The 16,593-nt window shown below is 73.6% G+C and carries 13 protein-coding genes; 8 read left to right on the top strand and 5 right to left on the bottom strand.

Annotated elements, in window-relative coordinates:
• Window positions 1-22: 22 nt before the first annotated feature.
• The 3 genes from ACZ55U_RS16045 to ACZ55U_RS16055 all read right to left on the bottom strand — a co-directional run bounded on the left by ACZ55U_RS16045 (window position 23) and on the right by ACZ55U_RS16055 (window position 3,930).
• Window positions 23-925 carry a sucrase ferredoxin gene (locus ACZ55U_RS16045; RefSeq protein WP_465526673.1) on the bottom strand — a complete coding sequence of 301 codons (903 nt, stop codon included), beginning with the start codon at window positions 923-925 and terminating at the stop codon, window positions 23-25.
• A gap of 39 nt (window positions 926-964) precedes the next feature.
• Entirely contained in the window at window positions 965-1,174 is a 210-nt protein-coding gene (locus ACZ55U_RS16050; RefSeq protein ID WP_465526675.1) for a hypothetical protein, read from the bottom strand.
• A gap of 305 nt (window positions 1,175-1,479) precedes the next feature.
• Window positions 1,480-3,930, bottom strand: a complete 2,451-nt coding sequence (locus ACZ55U_RS16055; RefSeq protein WP_465526677.1) for a DNA gyrase/topoisomerase IV subunit A — start codon at window positions 3,928-3,930, stop codon at window positions 1,480-1,482.
• Window positions 3,931-4,239: 309 nt separating this feature from the next.
• On the opposite strand from ACZ55U_RS16055, the gene ACZ55U_RS16060 reads away from it, so the two are divergent.
• From ACZ55U_RS16060 to ACZ55U_RS16070, 3 genes are all read left to right on the top strand, one after another.
• Complete coding sequence (locus tag ACZ55U_RS16060) at window positions 4,240-5,586, top strand: M16 family metallopeptidase (protein ID WP_465526679.1); 1,347 nt, start codon at window positions 4,240-4,242, stop codon at window positions 5,584-5,586.
• Window positions 5,587-5,606: 20 nt separating this feature from the next.
• Window positions 5,607-6,971 carry a M16 family metallopeptidase gene (locus ACZ55U_RS16065; protein WP_465526711.1) on the top strand — a complete coding sequence of 455 codons (1,365 nt, stop codon included), beginning with the start codon at window positions 5,607-5,609 and terminating at the stop codon, window positions 6,969-6,971.
• Between the two features lie 342 nt (window positions 6,972-7,313).
• The gene (locus ACZ55U_RS16070; RefSeq protein ID WP_465526681.1) at window positions 7,314-8,507 is read left to right on the top strand and encodes an RtcB family protein; all 1,194 of its coding nucleotides are present in this window, start codon (window positions 7,314-7,316) and stop codon (window positions 8,505-8,507) included.
• Between the two features lie 62 nt (window positions 8,508-8,569).
• On the opposite strand, the gene ACZ55U_RS16075 is transcribed toward ACZ55U_RS16070, so the two are convergent.
• Window positions 8,570-8,851, bottom strand: a complete 282-nt coding sequence (locus tag ACZ55U_RS16075; RefSeq protein WP_465526683.1) for an HPr family phosphocarrier protein — start codon at window positions 8,849-8,851, stop codon at window positions 8,570-8,572.
• Window positions 8,852-9,078: 227 nt separating this feature from the next.
• Here ACZ55U_RS16075 and ACZ55U_RS16080 point away from each other — a divergent pair, with 227 nt between their 5' ends.
• The 4 genes from ACZ55U_RS16080 to ACZ55U_RS16095 all read left to right on the top strand — a co-directional run bounded on the left by ACZ55U_RS16080 (window position 9,079) and on the right by ACZ55U_RS16095 (window position 14,617).
• Window positions 9,079-11,892 (top strand): bifunctional acetate--CoA ligase family protein/GNAT family N-acetyltransferase, encoded by a 2,814-nt coding sequence (locus ACZ55U_RS16080; protein ID WP_465526685.1) that lies wholly within the window; start codon window positions 9,079-9,081, stop codon window positions 11,890-11,892.
• Window positions 11,893-11,983: 91 nt separating this feature from the next.
• Window positions 11,984-12,583, top strand: a complete 600-nt coding sequence (locus ACZ55U_RS16085) for a DUF5998 family protein (RefSeq protein ID WP_355254021.1) — start codon at window positions 11,984-11,986, stop codon at window positions 12,581-12,583.
• 35 nt (window positions 12,584-12,618) lie between these two features.
• Complete coding sequence (locus ACZ55U_RS16090) at window positions 12,619-13,806, top strand: alkaline phosphatase family protein (protein WP_465526687.1); 1,188 nt, start codon at window positions 12,619-12,621, stop codon at window positions 13,804-13,806.
• A 154-nt stretch (window positions 13,807-13,960) separates the two neighbouring features.
• Window positions 13,961-14,617: a thymidine kinase gene (locus ACZ55U_RS16095; RefSeq protein ID WP_465526689.1), complete on the top strand. Its 657-nt coding sequence runs from the start codon at window positions 13,961-13,963 to the stop codon at window positions 14,615-14,617.
• A gap of 45 nt (window positions 14,618-14,662) precedes the next feature.
• On the opposite strand, the gene ACZ55U_RS16100 is transcribed toward ACZ55U_RS16095, so the two are convergent.
• On the bottom strand, window positions 14,663-15,406 hold the full coding sequence (locus ACZ55U_RS16100; protein ID WP_465526713.1) for a VOC family protein: 744 nt from the start codon (window positions 15,404-15,406) through the stop codon (window positions 14,663-14,665).
• 220 nt (window positions 15,407-15,626) lie between these two features.
• Here ACZ55U_RS16100 and ACZ55U_RS16105 point away from each other — a divergent pair, with 220 nt between their 5' ends.
• The gene (locus ACZ55U_RS16105; RefSeq protein ID WP_465526691.1) at window positions 15,627-16,502 is read left to right on the top strand and encodes a sulfurtransferase; all 876 of its coding nucleotides are present in this window, start codon (window positions 15,627-15,629) and stop codon (window positions 16,500-16,502) included.
• Window positions 16,503-16,593: the final 91 nt, after the last annotated feature.

Genomic DNA, 16,593 nt, shown 5'->3' on the forward strand with positions numbered 1-16,593 from the left:
CGGACGCGCGCCGGGTCGCCGCTCACAGGCCGCGGACCGACAGGACGTCCATCCGCGACGGCGTTCCCGCCGCCTTGCCGCAGCTCTCCGGACGCGGCGGTTCGCTGACCGTCTCGATCACGTCCACCTCCCAGGACCGGCCGTCCCGGTGCAGCACCCCCACCAGCCAGCGGCCCTCGCCGTCCGGCCGCTGGGTGAGCGTCAGCACGTCGGCCGCGGTCTCGCCGGTGGCCAGCCGCACCGCGTGCTCGGCCGCCTGGCCCGGACGGTCCCAGCCCGAGCAGCCCCGCGACCACTCCGGCACCATGTGTCCGGCAGCCGTCGCCGCCAGCACCTCCTTGGCGGTCTCCGAGGTCAGCCGCCCGTACGCGTAGCCGTACGGCAGCACCAGCATCGTGGGGGAGAAGCGGTGTCCGCCCAGGTGGGTGACCTCCCACACCTCGCTGTGCCCGGCCGCCGCCAGCTCCGCCGCGAGCGGACGGCCCAGCAGCGCGCAGCAGCGGTCCCGCCGCCCGTTGGTGCACACCAGGGCCACCGGGCCGCCGACGTGCTCCGTCCCGAATCCGGTGTGGTCGCCGGCGCCCAGCGCCGCGAAGTCCAGCTCCAGCAGCTCCGCCGGATCCGCCACCTCCGCCCGGCGCACCCAGCCGCGGCCCGGCACCGTGTGCGCCACCAGCACCTCGTGGCGGGCGGTCGGCAGGCAGTCCGTGTGCCGTCCGGGCCGCCGGATCAGCGCCACCCGCACGCCCGTCCCGGCCGCGGCGGCCTCCAGGGCCCGCCCGATCGCCGCGTCCAGATGGCTCTCACCCAGCGCTTTCGCGCCCCAGGGCCCGTTCTGCTCCACCAGCAGCCAGGTGCTCGCCACCGCCGCCGTGGCGGCCAGTGGCTCCGAAAGTTCACGCGACACGGTCGCACAGGTGCTCACTCGGGCAAGGCTACCCTCACCTCACCGCCCTCCCCCCGATCACCCGAAGGCGTCCCACACCCGCCGGGCCACCTCCTCCTCTACCTCCTCTACCTCCTCGTCCACCTCGTCGGTGGTGTCGTCGTGCCGGACCCGCTCACTCCGCTTCCGCAGGCGCTTGATCACCACCTTGCGGGCGACGTCGGCGTTCAACAGGGTGACCCCGTAGAGCGTTTCGGCCCGGCGCGCCGCCTCGGGCACCTCGGGCACGGCCGCGAGCTGCCCGTCCGAGACGGGGGGCGTCGCGGGGAGCTCCTTGACCGCGGGGTCCCTCCTCCCAGCCGACGGCGTTCAGGAAGGGCGCGGGCAGCAGGCGGTGGACGGGCTCGGTGCTCCAGGGGCCACGACGCGGGTTCGGTGAACCCAGCCCCTTGGTGGGCAGAGTTCGGGCCACGAACGGGAATTGGGGACAGCTGCTCCGCTTCCAGGTTGGGTGGGCACGAAGGAGCGGAGGGGCGCCGGAGGACGTCCGGTGCCCCTCCGCTCAGGCGAGGGCGGGGTGAGGGCGGGAGCCGTTACGCCGGGCCGGCGACCACCGCGATCGGGGTGGTGACCGGGGTGCCCGAGCCGTCGCGGCGCGGGTCGCGCTCGGGCAGGTCGACCGGGGCGCCCTTGGCCGTGGCGGCCCGGGCCGGCGCCGCGCCGGCCCAGGCGAAGGCCAGGCCGTCCTCGCCGCGCAGGAAGCGCTGGCAGCGCACACCTCCGGTGGCGCGGCCCTTGCGCGGGTACTGCTCGAACGGGGTGACCTTCCAGGTCGTCTGCTCACCGCCGGACAGCGTGCCCGAGGCCGTGGCCACCGAGACCACCACCGCGTCGGCCGCCGGATCCACCGCCGTGAAGGACAGCACCCGGGCGCCGTCCGACAGCTTGATGCCCGCCATGCCGCCCGCCGGGCGGCCCTGCGGACGCACCTGGCCCGCCGGGTAGCGCAGCAGCTGGGCGTCCGAGGCGATGAAGACCAGGTCCTCCTCGCCGGTGCGCAGTTCGACCGCGCCCACCAGCTCGTCACCCTCCTTGAGGGCGATCACCTCGAACTCGTCCTTGTTCGCCGGCCACTCCGGCACCACCCGCTTCACCACGCCCTGCGCCGTGCCCAGCGCCAGCCCCGGCGAGGACTCGTCCAGCGTGGTCAGCGCCAGCACCCGCTCCCCGGCCTCCAGCCGCAGGAACTCGCCCACCGGGGCCCCGCCCGCCAGCGTCGGCGACGGAGTCGGCGGCAGCGCCGGCAGGTCGATCACCGGCAGCCGCAGCACCCGGCCCGCGGACGTCACCACCCCGACGTCCGCCCGCGCCGTCGCGTGCACCGCCGACACGATCACGTCGTGCTTCGCCCGCTTCTCCGACACCTCGAACGGCTCCCCGTCCGCGGTGCGCGCCAGCAGGCCCGTCGAGGACAGCAGCACCCGGCACGGGTCGTCCGCCACCTCCAGCGGCACCGACAGCGCCGCCGACGGCACCGCCCCCGCCTCCAGCAGCACCGTGCGCCGCTCCGTCCCGAACTGCTTCGCCACCGCGCCCAGTTCGGAGGAGACCACGCTGCGCAGCTTGGTGTCCGACTCCAGGATCTCGGTCAGCTCCGCGATCTCGCGGTTCAGCTTCTCCTGCTCCTGCTCCAGCTCCACCCGGTCGAAGCGGGTCAGCCGCCGCAGCGGGGTGTCCAGGATGTACGCGGTCTGCGTCTCCGACAGCGAGAAGCGCTCCATCAGGCGTTCCTTCGCCTGCTGCGCGTTGTCACTCGACCGGATGATCGCGATGACCTCGTCGATGTCCAGCAGGGCCACCAGCAGGCCCTCGACCAGGTGCAGCCGCTCCTCGCGCTTGCGGCGGCGGAAGTCGCTGCGCCGGCGCACCACGGTGAAGCGGTGGTCGACGTAGACCTCCAGCAGCTCCTTCAGGCCCAGCGTCAGCGGCTGCCCGTCCACCAGCGCCACGTTGTTGATGCCGAAGGTCTCCTCCATCGGCGTCAGCTTGTAGAGCTGCTCCAGCAGCGCCTCCGGCACGAAGCCGTTCTTCACCTCGATGACCAGCCGCAGCCCGTGCTCGCGGTCGGTCAGGTCCTTGACGTCCGCGATGCCCTGGAGCTTCTTCGCGTTGACCAGGTCCTTGATCTTCGAGATGACCTTCTCCGGGCCGACGTTGTACGGCAGCTCGGTGACCACGATGCCCTTGCGGCGGGCCGTCACCGCCTCCACCGTCGCCGTCGCCCGGATCTTGAACGTGCCGCGGCCCGACTCGTACGCGTCGCGGATGCCCGACAGGCCCACGATCCGCCCGCCGGTCGGCAGGTCCGGACCGGGCACGAACCGCATCAGCGTGTCCAGGTCCGCGTTCGGGTGCTTGATCAGGTGCCGGGCCGCCGCGACCACCTCGGACAGGTTGTGCGGCGGCATGTTCGTCGCCATGCCCACCGCGATGCCCGTCGCGCCGTTCACCAGCAGGTTCGGGAACGCGGCCGGCAGCGCCAGCGGCTCCTGCTCGCTGCCGTCGTAGTTGGGGCCGAAGTCGACGGTGTCCTCGTGGATCGACTCCACCATCGCCATCGAGGCGGCCGTCAGCCGCGACTCGGTGTACCGCATCGCGGCCGGCGGGTCGTCGTTGCCCAGCGAGCCGAAGTTGCCGTGCCCGTCGATCAGCGGCAGCCGCATCGAGAACGGCTGCGCCATGCGCACCACCGAGTCGTAGATGGACGCGTCCCCGTGCGGGTGCAGCCGGCCCATCACCTCGCCCACCAGGCGGGCGCACTTCACGTGCCCGCGCTCCGGGCGCAGGCCCATCTCGTTGGCCTGGTACAGGATCCGGCGGTGCACCGGCTTCAGGCCGTCCCGCGCGTCGGGCAGCGCACGCGAGTAGATCACCGAGTAGGCGTACTCCAGGAAGGAGCCCTGCATCTCGTCCACGACGTCGACGTCGAGGATCCGCTCCTCGAAGTCTCCGGGCGGCGGGGTCTGCGAACTGCGGCGGGCCATCGCGGCGGGGCTCCCTTACGTGTCGCTGGCTGTGTCTCGGTCATTCGTCGGTCGGTCGGTCGCCGAACGCCGGGGCGGTCGTCGGGCGGCTCCGTGCCGCGCTGCCGGCGGGCCCGTCAACCGGGCGCCGTCGACAGGGCGCGGCGCCCCCATTGTGGACCCTCGCGCCGACACTCCCGGTCAGCGGCCCTCTTCCGCCCCTGGCGAACGCCCCCGTCCGCGCGGACACGAACGCGGTCCCCGGACGTTGCACCACAATGGGGGACGCCACACGAACCCCGACATCGACGACGGGAAGGACCCGAGCGCATGGCCAACCCGGCCCCCGCCTCCAGCCGAGGCATCGCCATCACCGAGCACCGCCTGGCCAACGGCCTGCGCGTCGTCCTCTCCGAGGACCACCTCACCCCGGTCGCCGCCGTCTGCCTCTGGTACGACGTGGGCTCCCGGCACGAGGTCAAGGGCCGCACCGGCCTCGCGCACCTCTTCGAGCACCTGATGTTCCAGGGCTCCGCCAACGTCTCCAACAACGGGCACTTCGAGCTCGTCCAGGGCGCCGGCGGCTCGCTCAACGGCACCACGAGCTTCGAGCGCACCAACTACTTCGAGACCATGCCCGCCCACCAGCTGGAGCTCGCCCTCTGGCTGGAGGCCGACCGGATGGGCTCGCTGCTCGCCGCGCTCGACGAGACGTCCATGGAGAACCAGCGCGACGTCGTCAAGAACGAGCGCCGCCAGCGGTACGACAACGTCCCGTACGGCACCGCCTTCGAGAAGCTCACCGCGCTCTCGTTCCCCGACGGCCACCCGTACCACCACACCCCGATCGGCTCGATGGCCGACCTGGACGCGGCCACCCTGGAGGACGCCCGCGCGTTCTTCCGCACGTACTACGCGCCCAACAACGCGGTGCTCTCCGTCGTCGGCGACATCGACCCCGAGCAGACCATCGCCTGGGTCGAGAAGTACTTCGGCTCCATCCCCGCCCACGACGGCAAGCAGCCGCCGCGCTCGGGCGAGCTCCCGGAGACCATCGGCCGCGAGATCCGCGAGGAGGTCCACGAGGACGTCCCCTCCCGCGCCCTGATGGCCGCCTACCGCCTCCCGCACGACGGCACCCGCGAGGCCGACGCCGCCGACCTGGCCCTCACCATCCTCGGCAGCGGCGAGTCCAGCCGCCTCTACAACCGGCTGGTCCGCCGCGACCGCACGGCCGTCGCCGCCGGCTTCGGCCTGCTGCGCCTGGCCGGCGCCCCCAGCCTCGGCTGGCTCGACGTCAAGACCTCCGGCGACGCAACCCTCGACCAGATCGGCACCGCCGTCGACGAGGAACTCGCCCGCTTCGCCGCCGAGGGCCCCACGCCCGAGGAACTCGAACGGGCCCAGGCCCAGATCGAGCGCGAGTGGCTCGACCGGCTCACCACCGTGGCCGGCCGCGCCGACGAACTGTGCCGCTACGCCGTCCTGTTCGGTGACCCCAAGCTGCTCAACGACGCCCTCCCCAAGGTCCTCGACGTCACCGCCGAGGAGGTCCAGGCCGTCGCCAAGGCCCGGCTCCACCCCGACAACCGGGCCGTCCTCGTCTACGAGCCGACCGCCGCCGCCGAGACCGACGCCGACACCGACGCTTCCGAAGAGGAGGGTGCCGCCGTATGAGCACCGACTACGTCCCCGCCATGACCTTCCACCCGCAGCCGCAGCCGGGCACGCCCAGCCCCTGGGACTTCCCCGCCCCCGAGCGGGCCGCCCTCGGCAACGGCATCACCGTCCTGCACTGCCACCGGCCCGGCCAGCAGCTCGTCGCCGTCGAGGTCCTCGTCGACGCCCCGCTCGCCGCCGAGCCCGAGGGCCTGGACGGCATCGCCGGCATCCTCGCCCGCGCCTTCAGCGAGGGCACCGACTCCCTCAGCGCCGAGGAGTTCGCCGCCGAGCTGGAGCGCGCCGGGGCCACCCTCGACGCGCACGCCGACCACCCGTGCATCCGGATCTCCCTGGAGGTCCCCGCCTCCCGGCTCCAGCGCGGCCTGTCCCTGCTCGCCGACGCCCTGCGCGCTCCCGCCCTCCCCGAGGCCGAGATCGAGCGCCTGGTCGCCAACCGCCTGGACGAGATCGTCCACGAGCAGGCCAACCCCGCCCGGCGCGCCGCGAAGGCGTTGTACGCCGAGCTGTTCGACGCCGCCGACCGGCTCTCCCGGCCCCGCGCCGGCACCGCCGACACCGTCAAGTCGATCGACCGCGCCGCCGTCAAGGCCTTCTACGACGCCCACGTGCGCCCGGCGACCAGCACCGTCGTGGTGGTCGGCGACCTCACCGGGATCGACCTGCCCGTGCTGCTGGAGAGCACCCTCGGCACCTGGACGGGCGACGCCGCCGCACCGTCCGTCCACGCCCCGGTCACCGGCGACGACCGCGGCCGCGTCGTCATCGTGGACCGGCCCGGCTCCGTCCAGACCCAGCTGCTCATCGGCCGGATCGGGCCCGACCGCCACGACCCGGTCTGGGCCGCCCAGACCCTGGGCACCTACTGCCTCGGCGGCACCCTCACCTCCCGCCTGGACCGGGTCCTGCGCGAGGAGAAGGGCTACACCTACGGCGTCCGCGCCTTCGCCCAGCCGCTGCGCTCGGCCGCCGACGGCAGCGGGCGCTCGCTGCTCGCCATCAGCGGCTCGGTGGACACCGCCTCCACCGCGCCCGCGCTGGCCGACACCTGGACCATCCTGCGGACCCTCGCGGCCGAGGGCCTCACCGACGCCGAGCGCGACGAGGCCGTGCAGTTCCTGGTCGGCGTCGCCCCGCTGAAGTACGAGACGGCGGGCTCGGTGGCCGGCACGCTGGCCGACCAGGTCGAGCAGTACCTGCCGGACGACTACCAGGCCGAGGTCTACCGGCAGCTCGCCGAACTGCCCACCGCCGCCGCCACCGAGGCGGTCGTCGCGGCCTTCCCGCCGGACCGGCTGGTCACCGTACTGGTCGGCGACGCCTCGGTGATCGCCGACGACGTGCGGGCGCTCGGGATCGGCGAGGTCACCGTCGTCAGCTGATCCCTCCGTCGGATCACCGTCCGGCCCGGCGGAGCATTCGCTCCGCCGGGCCGGACGCGTTTTTAAATCCGTTGCGGGCCGGGCCCGTTCCGTGGATAGATGTTCCCCGGCGCACAGCACGTGCGAACGGCGGGCCGTGAACCGCGAACTGCGACGAGGGGAAGGGAGGCGGTCACCATGCGGGTCGAGCAAGCCATACGACGCTCCCCGAGGCCGTATTCCCCCTGTGCCGTCGCCCAGGGCGTCTGAGCCCCACCCTCTGAACTTCCCCGAGCCGCGCCGGGATTCTTCGCGCGGCGGATTCCTTCTTCGAACTCCCCGACCTCTGGAGGTCGTTCAGCCATGACGTACACCGAGGTGCCCGGCGTCCGGGTGCCGATCCGGATGTGGACCGACCCGGCCACCGTCGAGGGCCAGGCCATGCAGCAGCTGCGCAACATCAGCTCGCTGCCCTGGCTGCACGGCCTCGCCGTGATGCCCGACGTCCACCTGGGCAAGGGCGCGACGGTCGGTTCCGTCATCGCCATGAAGGGCGCGGTCTGCCCGGCGGCGGTCGGCGTCGACATCGGCTGCGGCATGAGCGCGGTGAAGACCTCGCTGACCGCGAAGGACCTCCCGGACGACCTCTCCCACCTGCGCGGCCGGATCGAGCAGGCCATCCCGGTCGGCCGCGGCCTGCACTCCGACCCGGTCGATCCGGCCAAGCTGCACGGCTTCCGCACGGCGGGCTGGGACGACTTCTGGCAGCGCTTCGACGGGGTGGCGGAGGACGTCAAGTGGCGCCGCGGGCGGGCGATGCAGCAGATGGGAACGCTCGGGTCGGGGAACCACTTTTGCGAGGTGTGTGTCGATACATCCGGCTCTGTTTGGTTGATGCTGCACTCCGGCTCCCGCAACATCGGCAAGGAGCTGGCGGAGCACCACATGGACGTCGCCCGTTCGCTGCCGCACAACCAGGGCCTGATCGACCGGGACCTCGCGGTGTTCATCGCCGACACCCCGCAGATGAACGCCTACCGCCAGGACCTCTACTGGGCGCAGGAGTACGCGAAGCACAACCGGGCCCTGATGATGGCGCTCCTCCAGGGCGTCGTCCGCCGGGAGTTCGCCAAGGCGAAGGTCACCTTCGACGAGGTGATCAGCTGCCACCACAACTACGTGTCGGAGGAGACGTACGACGGCGTCGACGTGCTGGTCACCCGCAAGGGCGCGATCCGGGCCGGCTCCGGCGACCTCGGCATCATCCCCGGCTCGATGGGCACCGGCTCCTACATCGTCCGCGGTCTGGGCAACGCGGCCTCGTTCAACTCCGCCTCGCACGGCGCCGGCCGCAAGATGAGCCGCAACGCCGCGAAGAAGCGGTTCACCACCCAGGACCTGGCCGAGCAGACCAAGGGCGTGGAGTGCCGCAAGGACGGCGGCGTGGTGGACGAGATCCCGGGCGCCTACAAGAACATCGAGAAGGTCATCGAGCAGCAGAAGGACCTGGTCGAGGTGGTCGCGCACCTCAAGCAGGTCGTCTGCGTCAAGGGCTGACCACAGCGGATCGGGGTGCCGCCGGAATCCGGCGGCACCCCGATCGGTGGGCTGCGAGGGGCTCAGACGGTGGCGGGGAGCTCGTCGAGGCCTTCGGAGACGAGCTTGGCGAGGCGGTCGAGGGCGTCGTCCGCGTTCTCGGCGTCGGAGGCGAGGATGACCTCGTCGCCGCCCTGGGCGCCGAGGCCGAGCAGGCCGAGCATGGAGGCGGCGTTGACCGGGTTGCCGCCCGGCTTGGCGATGGTGATCGGCACGCCGGTGGCCGTGACGGCCCGGACGAAGACGGAGGCGGGACGGGCGTGCAGGCCCTCGGCCCAACCGATGGTGACGCGGCGCTCAGCCATGAGACGTGCCTTTCCGGTGAAACTGGTCACGGCCGTGCTCGGGGAGCGGGGGGAAGCGGCCATGTTGTCTAGACCAGTGTTGCACGCAGGCGGCCCCTGGGAACCGCAGCGTTCAGGACTTGTGATTGTTTCTTTTCGGGGCATAAACCCCCGCTGTCAGCCCTGTCCACCCTGCCGTGGGCACACGGCCGACGCCATTCGGCTCGCCGCCGGATAACCTGACGAATGTGGAAGACCCCGCGGTGGCGAACCCCGAACAACCCGACTATCCGCAGCACTGGGAAGCGGACATCCTGCTGCGCGACGGAGGCACGGCCCGGATCCGGCCGATCACCCCCGCCGACGCCGGACGGCTGGTGGACTTCTACGAGCAGGTGTCGGACCAGTCCAAGTACTTCCGGTTCTTCGCCCCCTACCCGCGGCTCTCCGACAAGGACGTCCGCCGCTTCACCCACCACGACTTCGTGAACCGGGTGGGCCTCGCGGTGGTGGTCCGCGACCACTTCATCGCCACCGTCCGGTACGACCGGATCGACGCCGACGGCCGTCCCTCCGACACCGGCACCGACGCCGAAGTGGCCTTCCTGGTGCAGGACGCCCACCAGGGCCGCGGTGTGGCCTCCGCCCTGCTGGAGCACATCGCGGCGGTGGCCCAGGAGCGCGGCATCCGCCGCTTCCAGGCCGAGGTGCTGCCGGAGAACCGGAAGATGGTGAAGGTCTTCACCGACGCCGGCTACACCCAGCGCCGCAGCTTCGCCGACGGCGTGGTGCACCTGGAGTTCGACCTCGAACAGACCGACCGCTCGCTCGCCGTGATGCGCGCCCGCGAGCACCGCGCCGAGGCGCGCTCCGTGCAGCGGCTGCTCACCCCGCGCTCGGTGGCGGTGATCGGGGTCTCCCGCACCCCGCAGACCGTCGGCCGGGCCATCCTGCGCGACCTGCTGGGGGAGGCCCCGGCCGACCGCCCCCTCCACGCGGTGAACCGCAACGCCGAGCCCGGCACCGAACTGGACGGGGTCCCGGTCCACCGCTCGATCCTGGACATCCCCGGCCCGGTGGACCTCGCGGTGATCGCCGTCCCCGAGAGCGCCGTCCCGGCCGCCGTCGCCGAGTGCGGCGCCCACGGGGTGCAGGGCCTGGTGGTGGTCACCGCCGGCTACGCGGAGACCGGCCCGGAGGGCCGGGACCGGCAGCGCGCGCTGGTCCGCCAGGCCCGCGCGGCCGGCATGCGGGTGATCGGCCCGAACGCCTTCGGCCTGATCAACACCGACCCTCATCGCCCGCTGAACGCCTCGCTCGCCCCGCGCCTGCCCGCCCGCGGCGGCTTCGGCATCTTCTGCCAGTCCGGCGCGATCGGCGTCGCCCTGCTGGAGGCCGCCCACAAGCGCGGCCTCGGCATCTCCTCCTTCGCCTCGGTCGGCAACCGCTCCGACGTCTCCGGCAACGACTTCCTCCAGTACTGGGCCGAGGACGAGGCCACCCAGGTGGTGCTGCTGTACCTGGAGTCCTTCGGCAACCCGCGCAAGTTCACCCGGATCGCCCGCCGGCTGGCCGCCGTCAAGCCGGTCGTGGTGGTCAAGGGCGCCCGGCACACCGGCAGCCTGCCGCCCGGCCACGCCGTCCCCGCCACCGCCACCGGACTGCGCGACGCGACGGTGGACGCCCTGTTCGAACAGGCGGGCGTCACCCGGGTGGGGACCATCACCGAGCTGTACGACACCGGCGAGCTGCTGGCCCAGCAGCCGCTGCCGCCCGGCGACCGGGTCGCGGTGGTCGGCAACTCCGACTCGCTCGGGCTGCTCACCTACGACGCCCTGCTCAGCGCCGGCCTGCGCCCGCGCACGCCCGTCGACCTCACCACCGCCGCGACCGGCGAGAACTTCCGGATCGCCCTGGACGTCGCGCTCGCCGACCCGGCCGTGGACGCGGTGATCGCCGTCGCGATCCCCCCGATCGGCACCTCCGCGCACGCCTTCATGGGCGGCCGGCTGACCGCCGAGGACGACCCCACGGTGGGCTCGGACGACCCGGAGATCGCCGCCGCCCTGCTCGAAGCCGGACAGCGCGCCCGGGAGCTGGGAAAGCCGCTGCTGCTCACCCACCTGGCACTGACCGACCTCCCGGCCCGCCTGCGCCCCGGCGGCATCCCCGCCTACCCCGCGCCCGAACGGGCCGTGCACGCCCTCACCCACGCGGTGCACTACGCGCAGTGGCGCCGCCGCACGGCCGAGGCGGAGGAGACGGCGCGCGTTCCCGAACTGGACCGGATCGACGAGCCCGGCGCCCGTCGGCTGGTGGAGGCGGCGCTGAGCACCCGGGCCGCGACAGCCGCGCGCACCCAGCCCGGCGGCGCCCGGATCACCCTGCCCGACGCCGAGGCCGGGGAACTGCTGGCCCACTACGGGATCGACGTCTCGCCGACGATGCCGGCCCCGGACGAGGAGACCGCCGTCCGGGCGGCCGGGGCGCTCGGCTACCCGGTGGCCCTCAAGGCGACCGCCCCGCACCTGCGCCACCGCCCCGACCTGGGCAGCGTCCGGCTGGACCTGACCGGCGAGGCGGGCCTGCGCCGCGCCCACCGCGAACTGGACGCGCTGCTCGGCGGCGCCGCACAGGCCGAGCTGGTGGTCCAGCGGATGGCCCCGCGCGGGGTGGACACGGTGATCGCCGCCAGCGTGGACCCCGCCGTCGGCGCGATCCTCTCCTTCGGCCTGGCCGGCGCACCGGCCGAACTCCTGGGGGACCTGGCGCACCGCCTGGTCCCGGCCACCGACCAGGACGTCGCCGGGCTGGTCCGGGAGGTACGGGCGGCACCGCTGCTGTTCGGCTGGCGCGGCGCGGAGTCGGTGGACACCGGCGCCCTGGAGGAACTGCTGCTACGGGTCTCGCAACTGGTGGACGACGTACCGGAGATCGCCTCGGTGGACCTCGAACCGGTGGTCGTGGCCCCGCACGGACTGGCGATCCTGGGGGCACGGGTGCGGGTGGCGCCCCTGCCGGTCCGCAGCGATCTGGGCCCACGCGCCATGAGCACGCTGTAACCTTCCTTGGTTGCGCCCTGCCCGGGCGCTGTTGTCCGAAGCTCGGCGCCGCGCCGCCCGCTTCGTCGGCGGACCATGCCAGGATGGAGATATGGCGAAGACCGGTACCACCACCACTCAGGACCTGCGCTCGGCGATCGAGCGCAGCGGCTACTACCCGGCCCTGGTGTCCGAGGCGGTCGAGTCCGCGGTGGGCCCGGAGCCGATCAGCTCCTACCTGGTGCACCAGGAGACGACCTTCGACGCCAACGAGGTGCGTCGGCACGTGACGGTGCTGGTGCTCACCCCGACCCGGTTCGTGGTGAGCCACACCGACGAGCAGTCCGGAGCCGAGGGCAGCCCGGCGGTGCCGTTCGCGACGACCTCGACGGAGAGCGTCCGGCTGGACCGGATCGGCTCGGTCGTGGTGAGCCGGATGGTGGCGAACCCGGAGACGTACACCCCGGGGACCCTGCCGCGCGAGGTGGTGCTGACGATCGGCTGGGGCGCGGTGCAGCGCCTGGACCTGGAGCCGGCCGGCTGTTCGGACCCGAACTGCGAGGCGGACCACGGCTACACCGGTTCCGCCACCGCCGACGACCTCTCGCTGCGGGTGAGCGAGGCCGGTGACGGCCCGGAGACGGTGGCCCAGGCGCTGGTGTTCGCCCGGGCGCTGTCCGACGCGACGATCAGCAACGGCCCGCGGGTCTGATCGCCGCCGTTTCCGCCCGCTACGAATCCGGTTCCATGTCCTTCGTTCCTGCCGACGGCTACGACGCCTTCGAGATCCTTGACCCGGCCACGGCTCCCGCGCCCCCGTACGGCAGCGGTTCGCTGTGCGACCTGCTGCCCTCGGTGGCGGCGGGGCTCGGCGTCCCCGGCTTCACCGCGACGCTCCCGATCGCCCCGGCGGACCGGGTGGTGGTGTTCCTGGTGGACGGCCTGGGCTGGGAGCTGCTGCTGCGCCATCCGGAGTACGCGCCGTTCCTGTCCTCGCTCGTCGGGAGCTCGCTGGGCGGCAGCGGCCGTCCGCTGACCGCGGGCTTCCCGTCCACCACGGCGACCTCGCTGGCCTCGGTCGGCACCGGTACGCCGCCGGGCCTGCACGGCCTGGCCGGGTACACGGTGGCGGTCCCGGGCGCCGGCTACCTGATGAACCAGCTGCGCTGGCAGCCGCCCACCGACCCGCAGGCCTGGCAGCCGTACCCGACGGTCTTCGAACGCACCCACCGGGCCGGGGTGGCGACCGCGCAGGTCTCCTCCCCGCTGTTCTCCCAGACCCCGCTGACCAAGGTGGCGCTGTCCGGCGGCACCTTCCTCGGCCGCACCACGGGCGAGGAGCGGATGGACCTGGCGGCCTCCTGGCTGGCCGAGCACGACCGGGCGCTGGTGTACACCTACGTCAGCGAGCTGGACGGCGCCGGCCACCGCTTCGGGGTGGACTCGGACGAGTGGCGCATGACGCTGGACGCCGTGGACCGGCTGGCCCGCCGCCTGGCCGGGCAGCTCCCGCCGCGCTCGGCGATGTACGTGACGGCCGACCACGGCATGATCGACATCGCGCCGGAGGACCGGATCGACTTCGACGAGGACTGGGAGCTGGGCGCCGGCGTCGCGCTGCTCGGCGGCGAGGGCCGGGCCCGGCACGTGTACGCCGTGCCGGGGGCCGCGGCCGACGTGCACGCGGTCTGGAGCGAGGTGCTGGGCGACCGCATGTGGGTGGCCACCCGGGACGAGGCGATCGCGGCGGGCTGGTTCGGCCCGGCCGTGGACGAGCGGGTGTACGCCCGGATCGGCGACGTGGTCGCCGCGGCGCGCGACGACATCGCGATCGTCGCCTCCCGCAACGAGCCCGGTGAGTCGGCGATGATCGGCCTGCACGGTTCGATGACCCCGGTCGAGCAGTTCGTACCGCTGCTCGAAGTCCGCGGCTAGGCCGTGCCCCGTGATCCGCGTCGCGCGCCCGGCGGGAATCACGGGACACGACCCAGGGGCACGCCCCGAGGCCATCGCCAACAGGCTGGCCCTTCCGCCCACTTGACTCTTCTGTGCCCGAACTCCCCTGATGTGAAAGGCCCTTGCTCCACCCATGGCTGAACTGGTGTTCTTCTCGGGCACGATGGACTGCGGCAAGTCGACGCTGGCGCTGCAGATGGACCACAACCACAGCGCGCGCGGCCGGCAGGGCGTGATCCTCACCCGCAACGACCGGGCGGGCAAGGCGACGATCTCCAGCCGGCTGGGCCTGCGGGCCGACGCGGTCGAGGTGACGGACGACTTCGACTTCCACGCGCACGTGGTGCACCGGCTCTCGGCCGGCGGCCGGGTGGACTACCTGATCTGCGACGAGGCACAGTTCTTCGCCGCCGAGCAGGTCGACCAGCTGGCCCGGGTGGTGGACGAACTGGACATCGACGTCTACACCTTCGGCATCACCACCGACTTCCGCACCCGCCTGTTCCCGGGCTCGCAGCGGCTGATCGAGCTCGCCGACCGGGTGGAGGTGCTCCAGGTCGAGGCGCTCTGCTGGTGCGGCGCCCGGGCCACCCACAACGCCCGGACGGTCGGCGGGGTGATGGTGGTCGAGGGCGCCCAGGTGGTGATCGGCGACATCTCGGTGGCCCGGGACGAGGTCGGCTACGAGGTGCTGTGCCGCCGCCACCACCGCCGCCGGCTGACCGCCGCGACGGCCCGCGCCTCGGTGCTCTCCCCGGACGTGCTGCCCTTCGAGGAGCAGCAGGCCTGATCCGGGCCGCGGGCCCGGCTCGGGCGGCGGGCCCGCCGCCGTCTCCTACGGAAGCACCTCCAGGACGGAGAAGTGCCCGCCCTGGGGGTCGGCCAGCCGGGCGGCGCGGCCGCGGGCCGTGTCGTGCGGTTCGACCAGGACCCGGCCGCCGAGCTCGACCGCATGGCGGGCCGTCAACTCGGCGTCGCGGACGGCGAAGTGGGTGCGCCAGCGCGGCGGGTGGCCGCGCAGCTCGGCGCGGTGCCGGATGCCGGCGACCGGACGCCCGTTGACCAGCAGCGCCGTCTCGTTCTCCTCGGCGCGGACCGGGCGGTCGAGCACGGTGGCGTAGAAGGCGGCAGCGCCCTCCGCGTCCGGGGTGAGGAGTTCGGCCCAGGCCGGGCCGCCGGGCTCGCTTCCGGCCTCCCGGCCGAGGTGCTCCTCGCCCTGCCAGAGGCCGAAGACCGCGCCGGAGACGTCGGAGGCGATGGCCATCCGCCCGGCGCGTTCGGCCTGGAGCGGTCCGACGGCGACGGTCCCGCCGCACTCGCGGACCAGTTGGGCCGTGAGGTCGGCGTCGTCCACGGCGAAGTAGGTGGTCCACTGCACCGGGAAGCCGGTGGCGGCGGAGACGCCGAGGCCGGCCACCGGCACTCCGTCGAGCTGGGCCCGGACGTAGTCGCCGATCTCCCCGGGCCCGGGCGTGTACGTCCAGCCGAGCAGTGCGCCGTAGAAGACGCGGGCGCCGGGCAGGTCGTCGGTCAGCAGGCTGACCCAGCAGGGCGTGCCCTGGGCCAGTCGGAGTTCCACCGCGGGCAATGCGGGCCTCCTCACGGGTGGTTGACGCGCGGGGATCCTCGCACGCGAGGGTGATGCTTCCACCCTGGCGGGCGCCCAACCCTCTGGCCGCGCGGAAAGTCCGGCAAAAGACTCACACGAATCGCGGCGGGCCGGGCGTGTCGGGCCCCGTGGGCCGGCGGGCAGCCGGCGCCACCCCTGCCGATCACCGTGCTGCGCGACAATGGCCGCCATGACCACCTACAACGAGGGTTCCCCGCTGATCTCCGCGGCCGAGCTGAGCGAGGCGCTCGCCTCCGCGCTGCCGCCGGTGCTGCTGGACGTGCGCTACCAGCTGGTCGGTGCCGCGCCGGGCGGCCCGACCGCGGCCGAGGAGTACCGGGCCGGGCACCTGCCCGGCGCCCACTTCGTCGAGCTGGACCGGGACCTGGCCGCCCCGCCCGGCGCCCCCGGCCGGGGCGGGCGCCACCCGCTGCCGGACCCGGGGGAGTTCGGGGTGGCCATGCGCCGCTTCGGGGTGAGCACCCGGCGCCCGGTCGTGGTGTACGACGGCGCGGCCTCGATGGCGGCGGCCCGGGCGTGGTGGCTGCTGCGCTGGGCCGGGCACCGGGACGTGCGGGTGCTGGACGGGGGCTTCGCGGCCTGGCGGGCGGCGGGACTGCCGGTGACGACCGAGCCGCCGGAGCCGGCGGAGGGCGACTTCGAGCCGGCGCCGGGTCAGCTGCCCACGGTGGACGGGGACGGCGCCGCGGCCTGGGCGCGCCGCGGCCTGCTGCTGGACGCCCGGTCCGGGGAGCGCTATCGGGGTGAGACCGAACCGGTGGACCCGAGGGCCGGGCACATCCCGGGCGCGGTGTCGGCGCCGACGGCCGAGAACGTCGGCCCCGACGGCCGGTTCCGGCCCGCCGCCGAACTGGCGGAGCGGTTCCGGGCGCTGGGCGCGGGGGAGCGGGAGACGGCGGTCTACTGCGGCTCGGGCGTGACGGCGGCGCACCAGATCCTGGCCCTGGAGGTGGCGGGCCTGCCGGCCACGCTGTACCCGGGCTCGTGGAGCGAGTGGTCGAGCGACCGGACCCGCCCGGTGGCGGTCACCGAGCAGCCGGGCTGATTCCCCGGGGTACGCCGGAGGGGGGGGGGGGGGGGGCCCCCCCCCCCCCCCCCCCTCCCCGAACCACACCACCTCCAGTCCCTTCTCGTGC

Source organism: Kitasatospora sp. NPDC034533 (assembly GCF_055575155.1).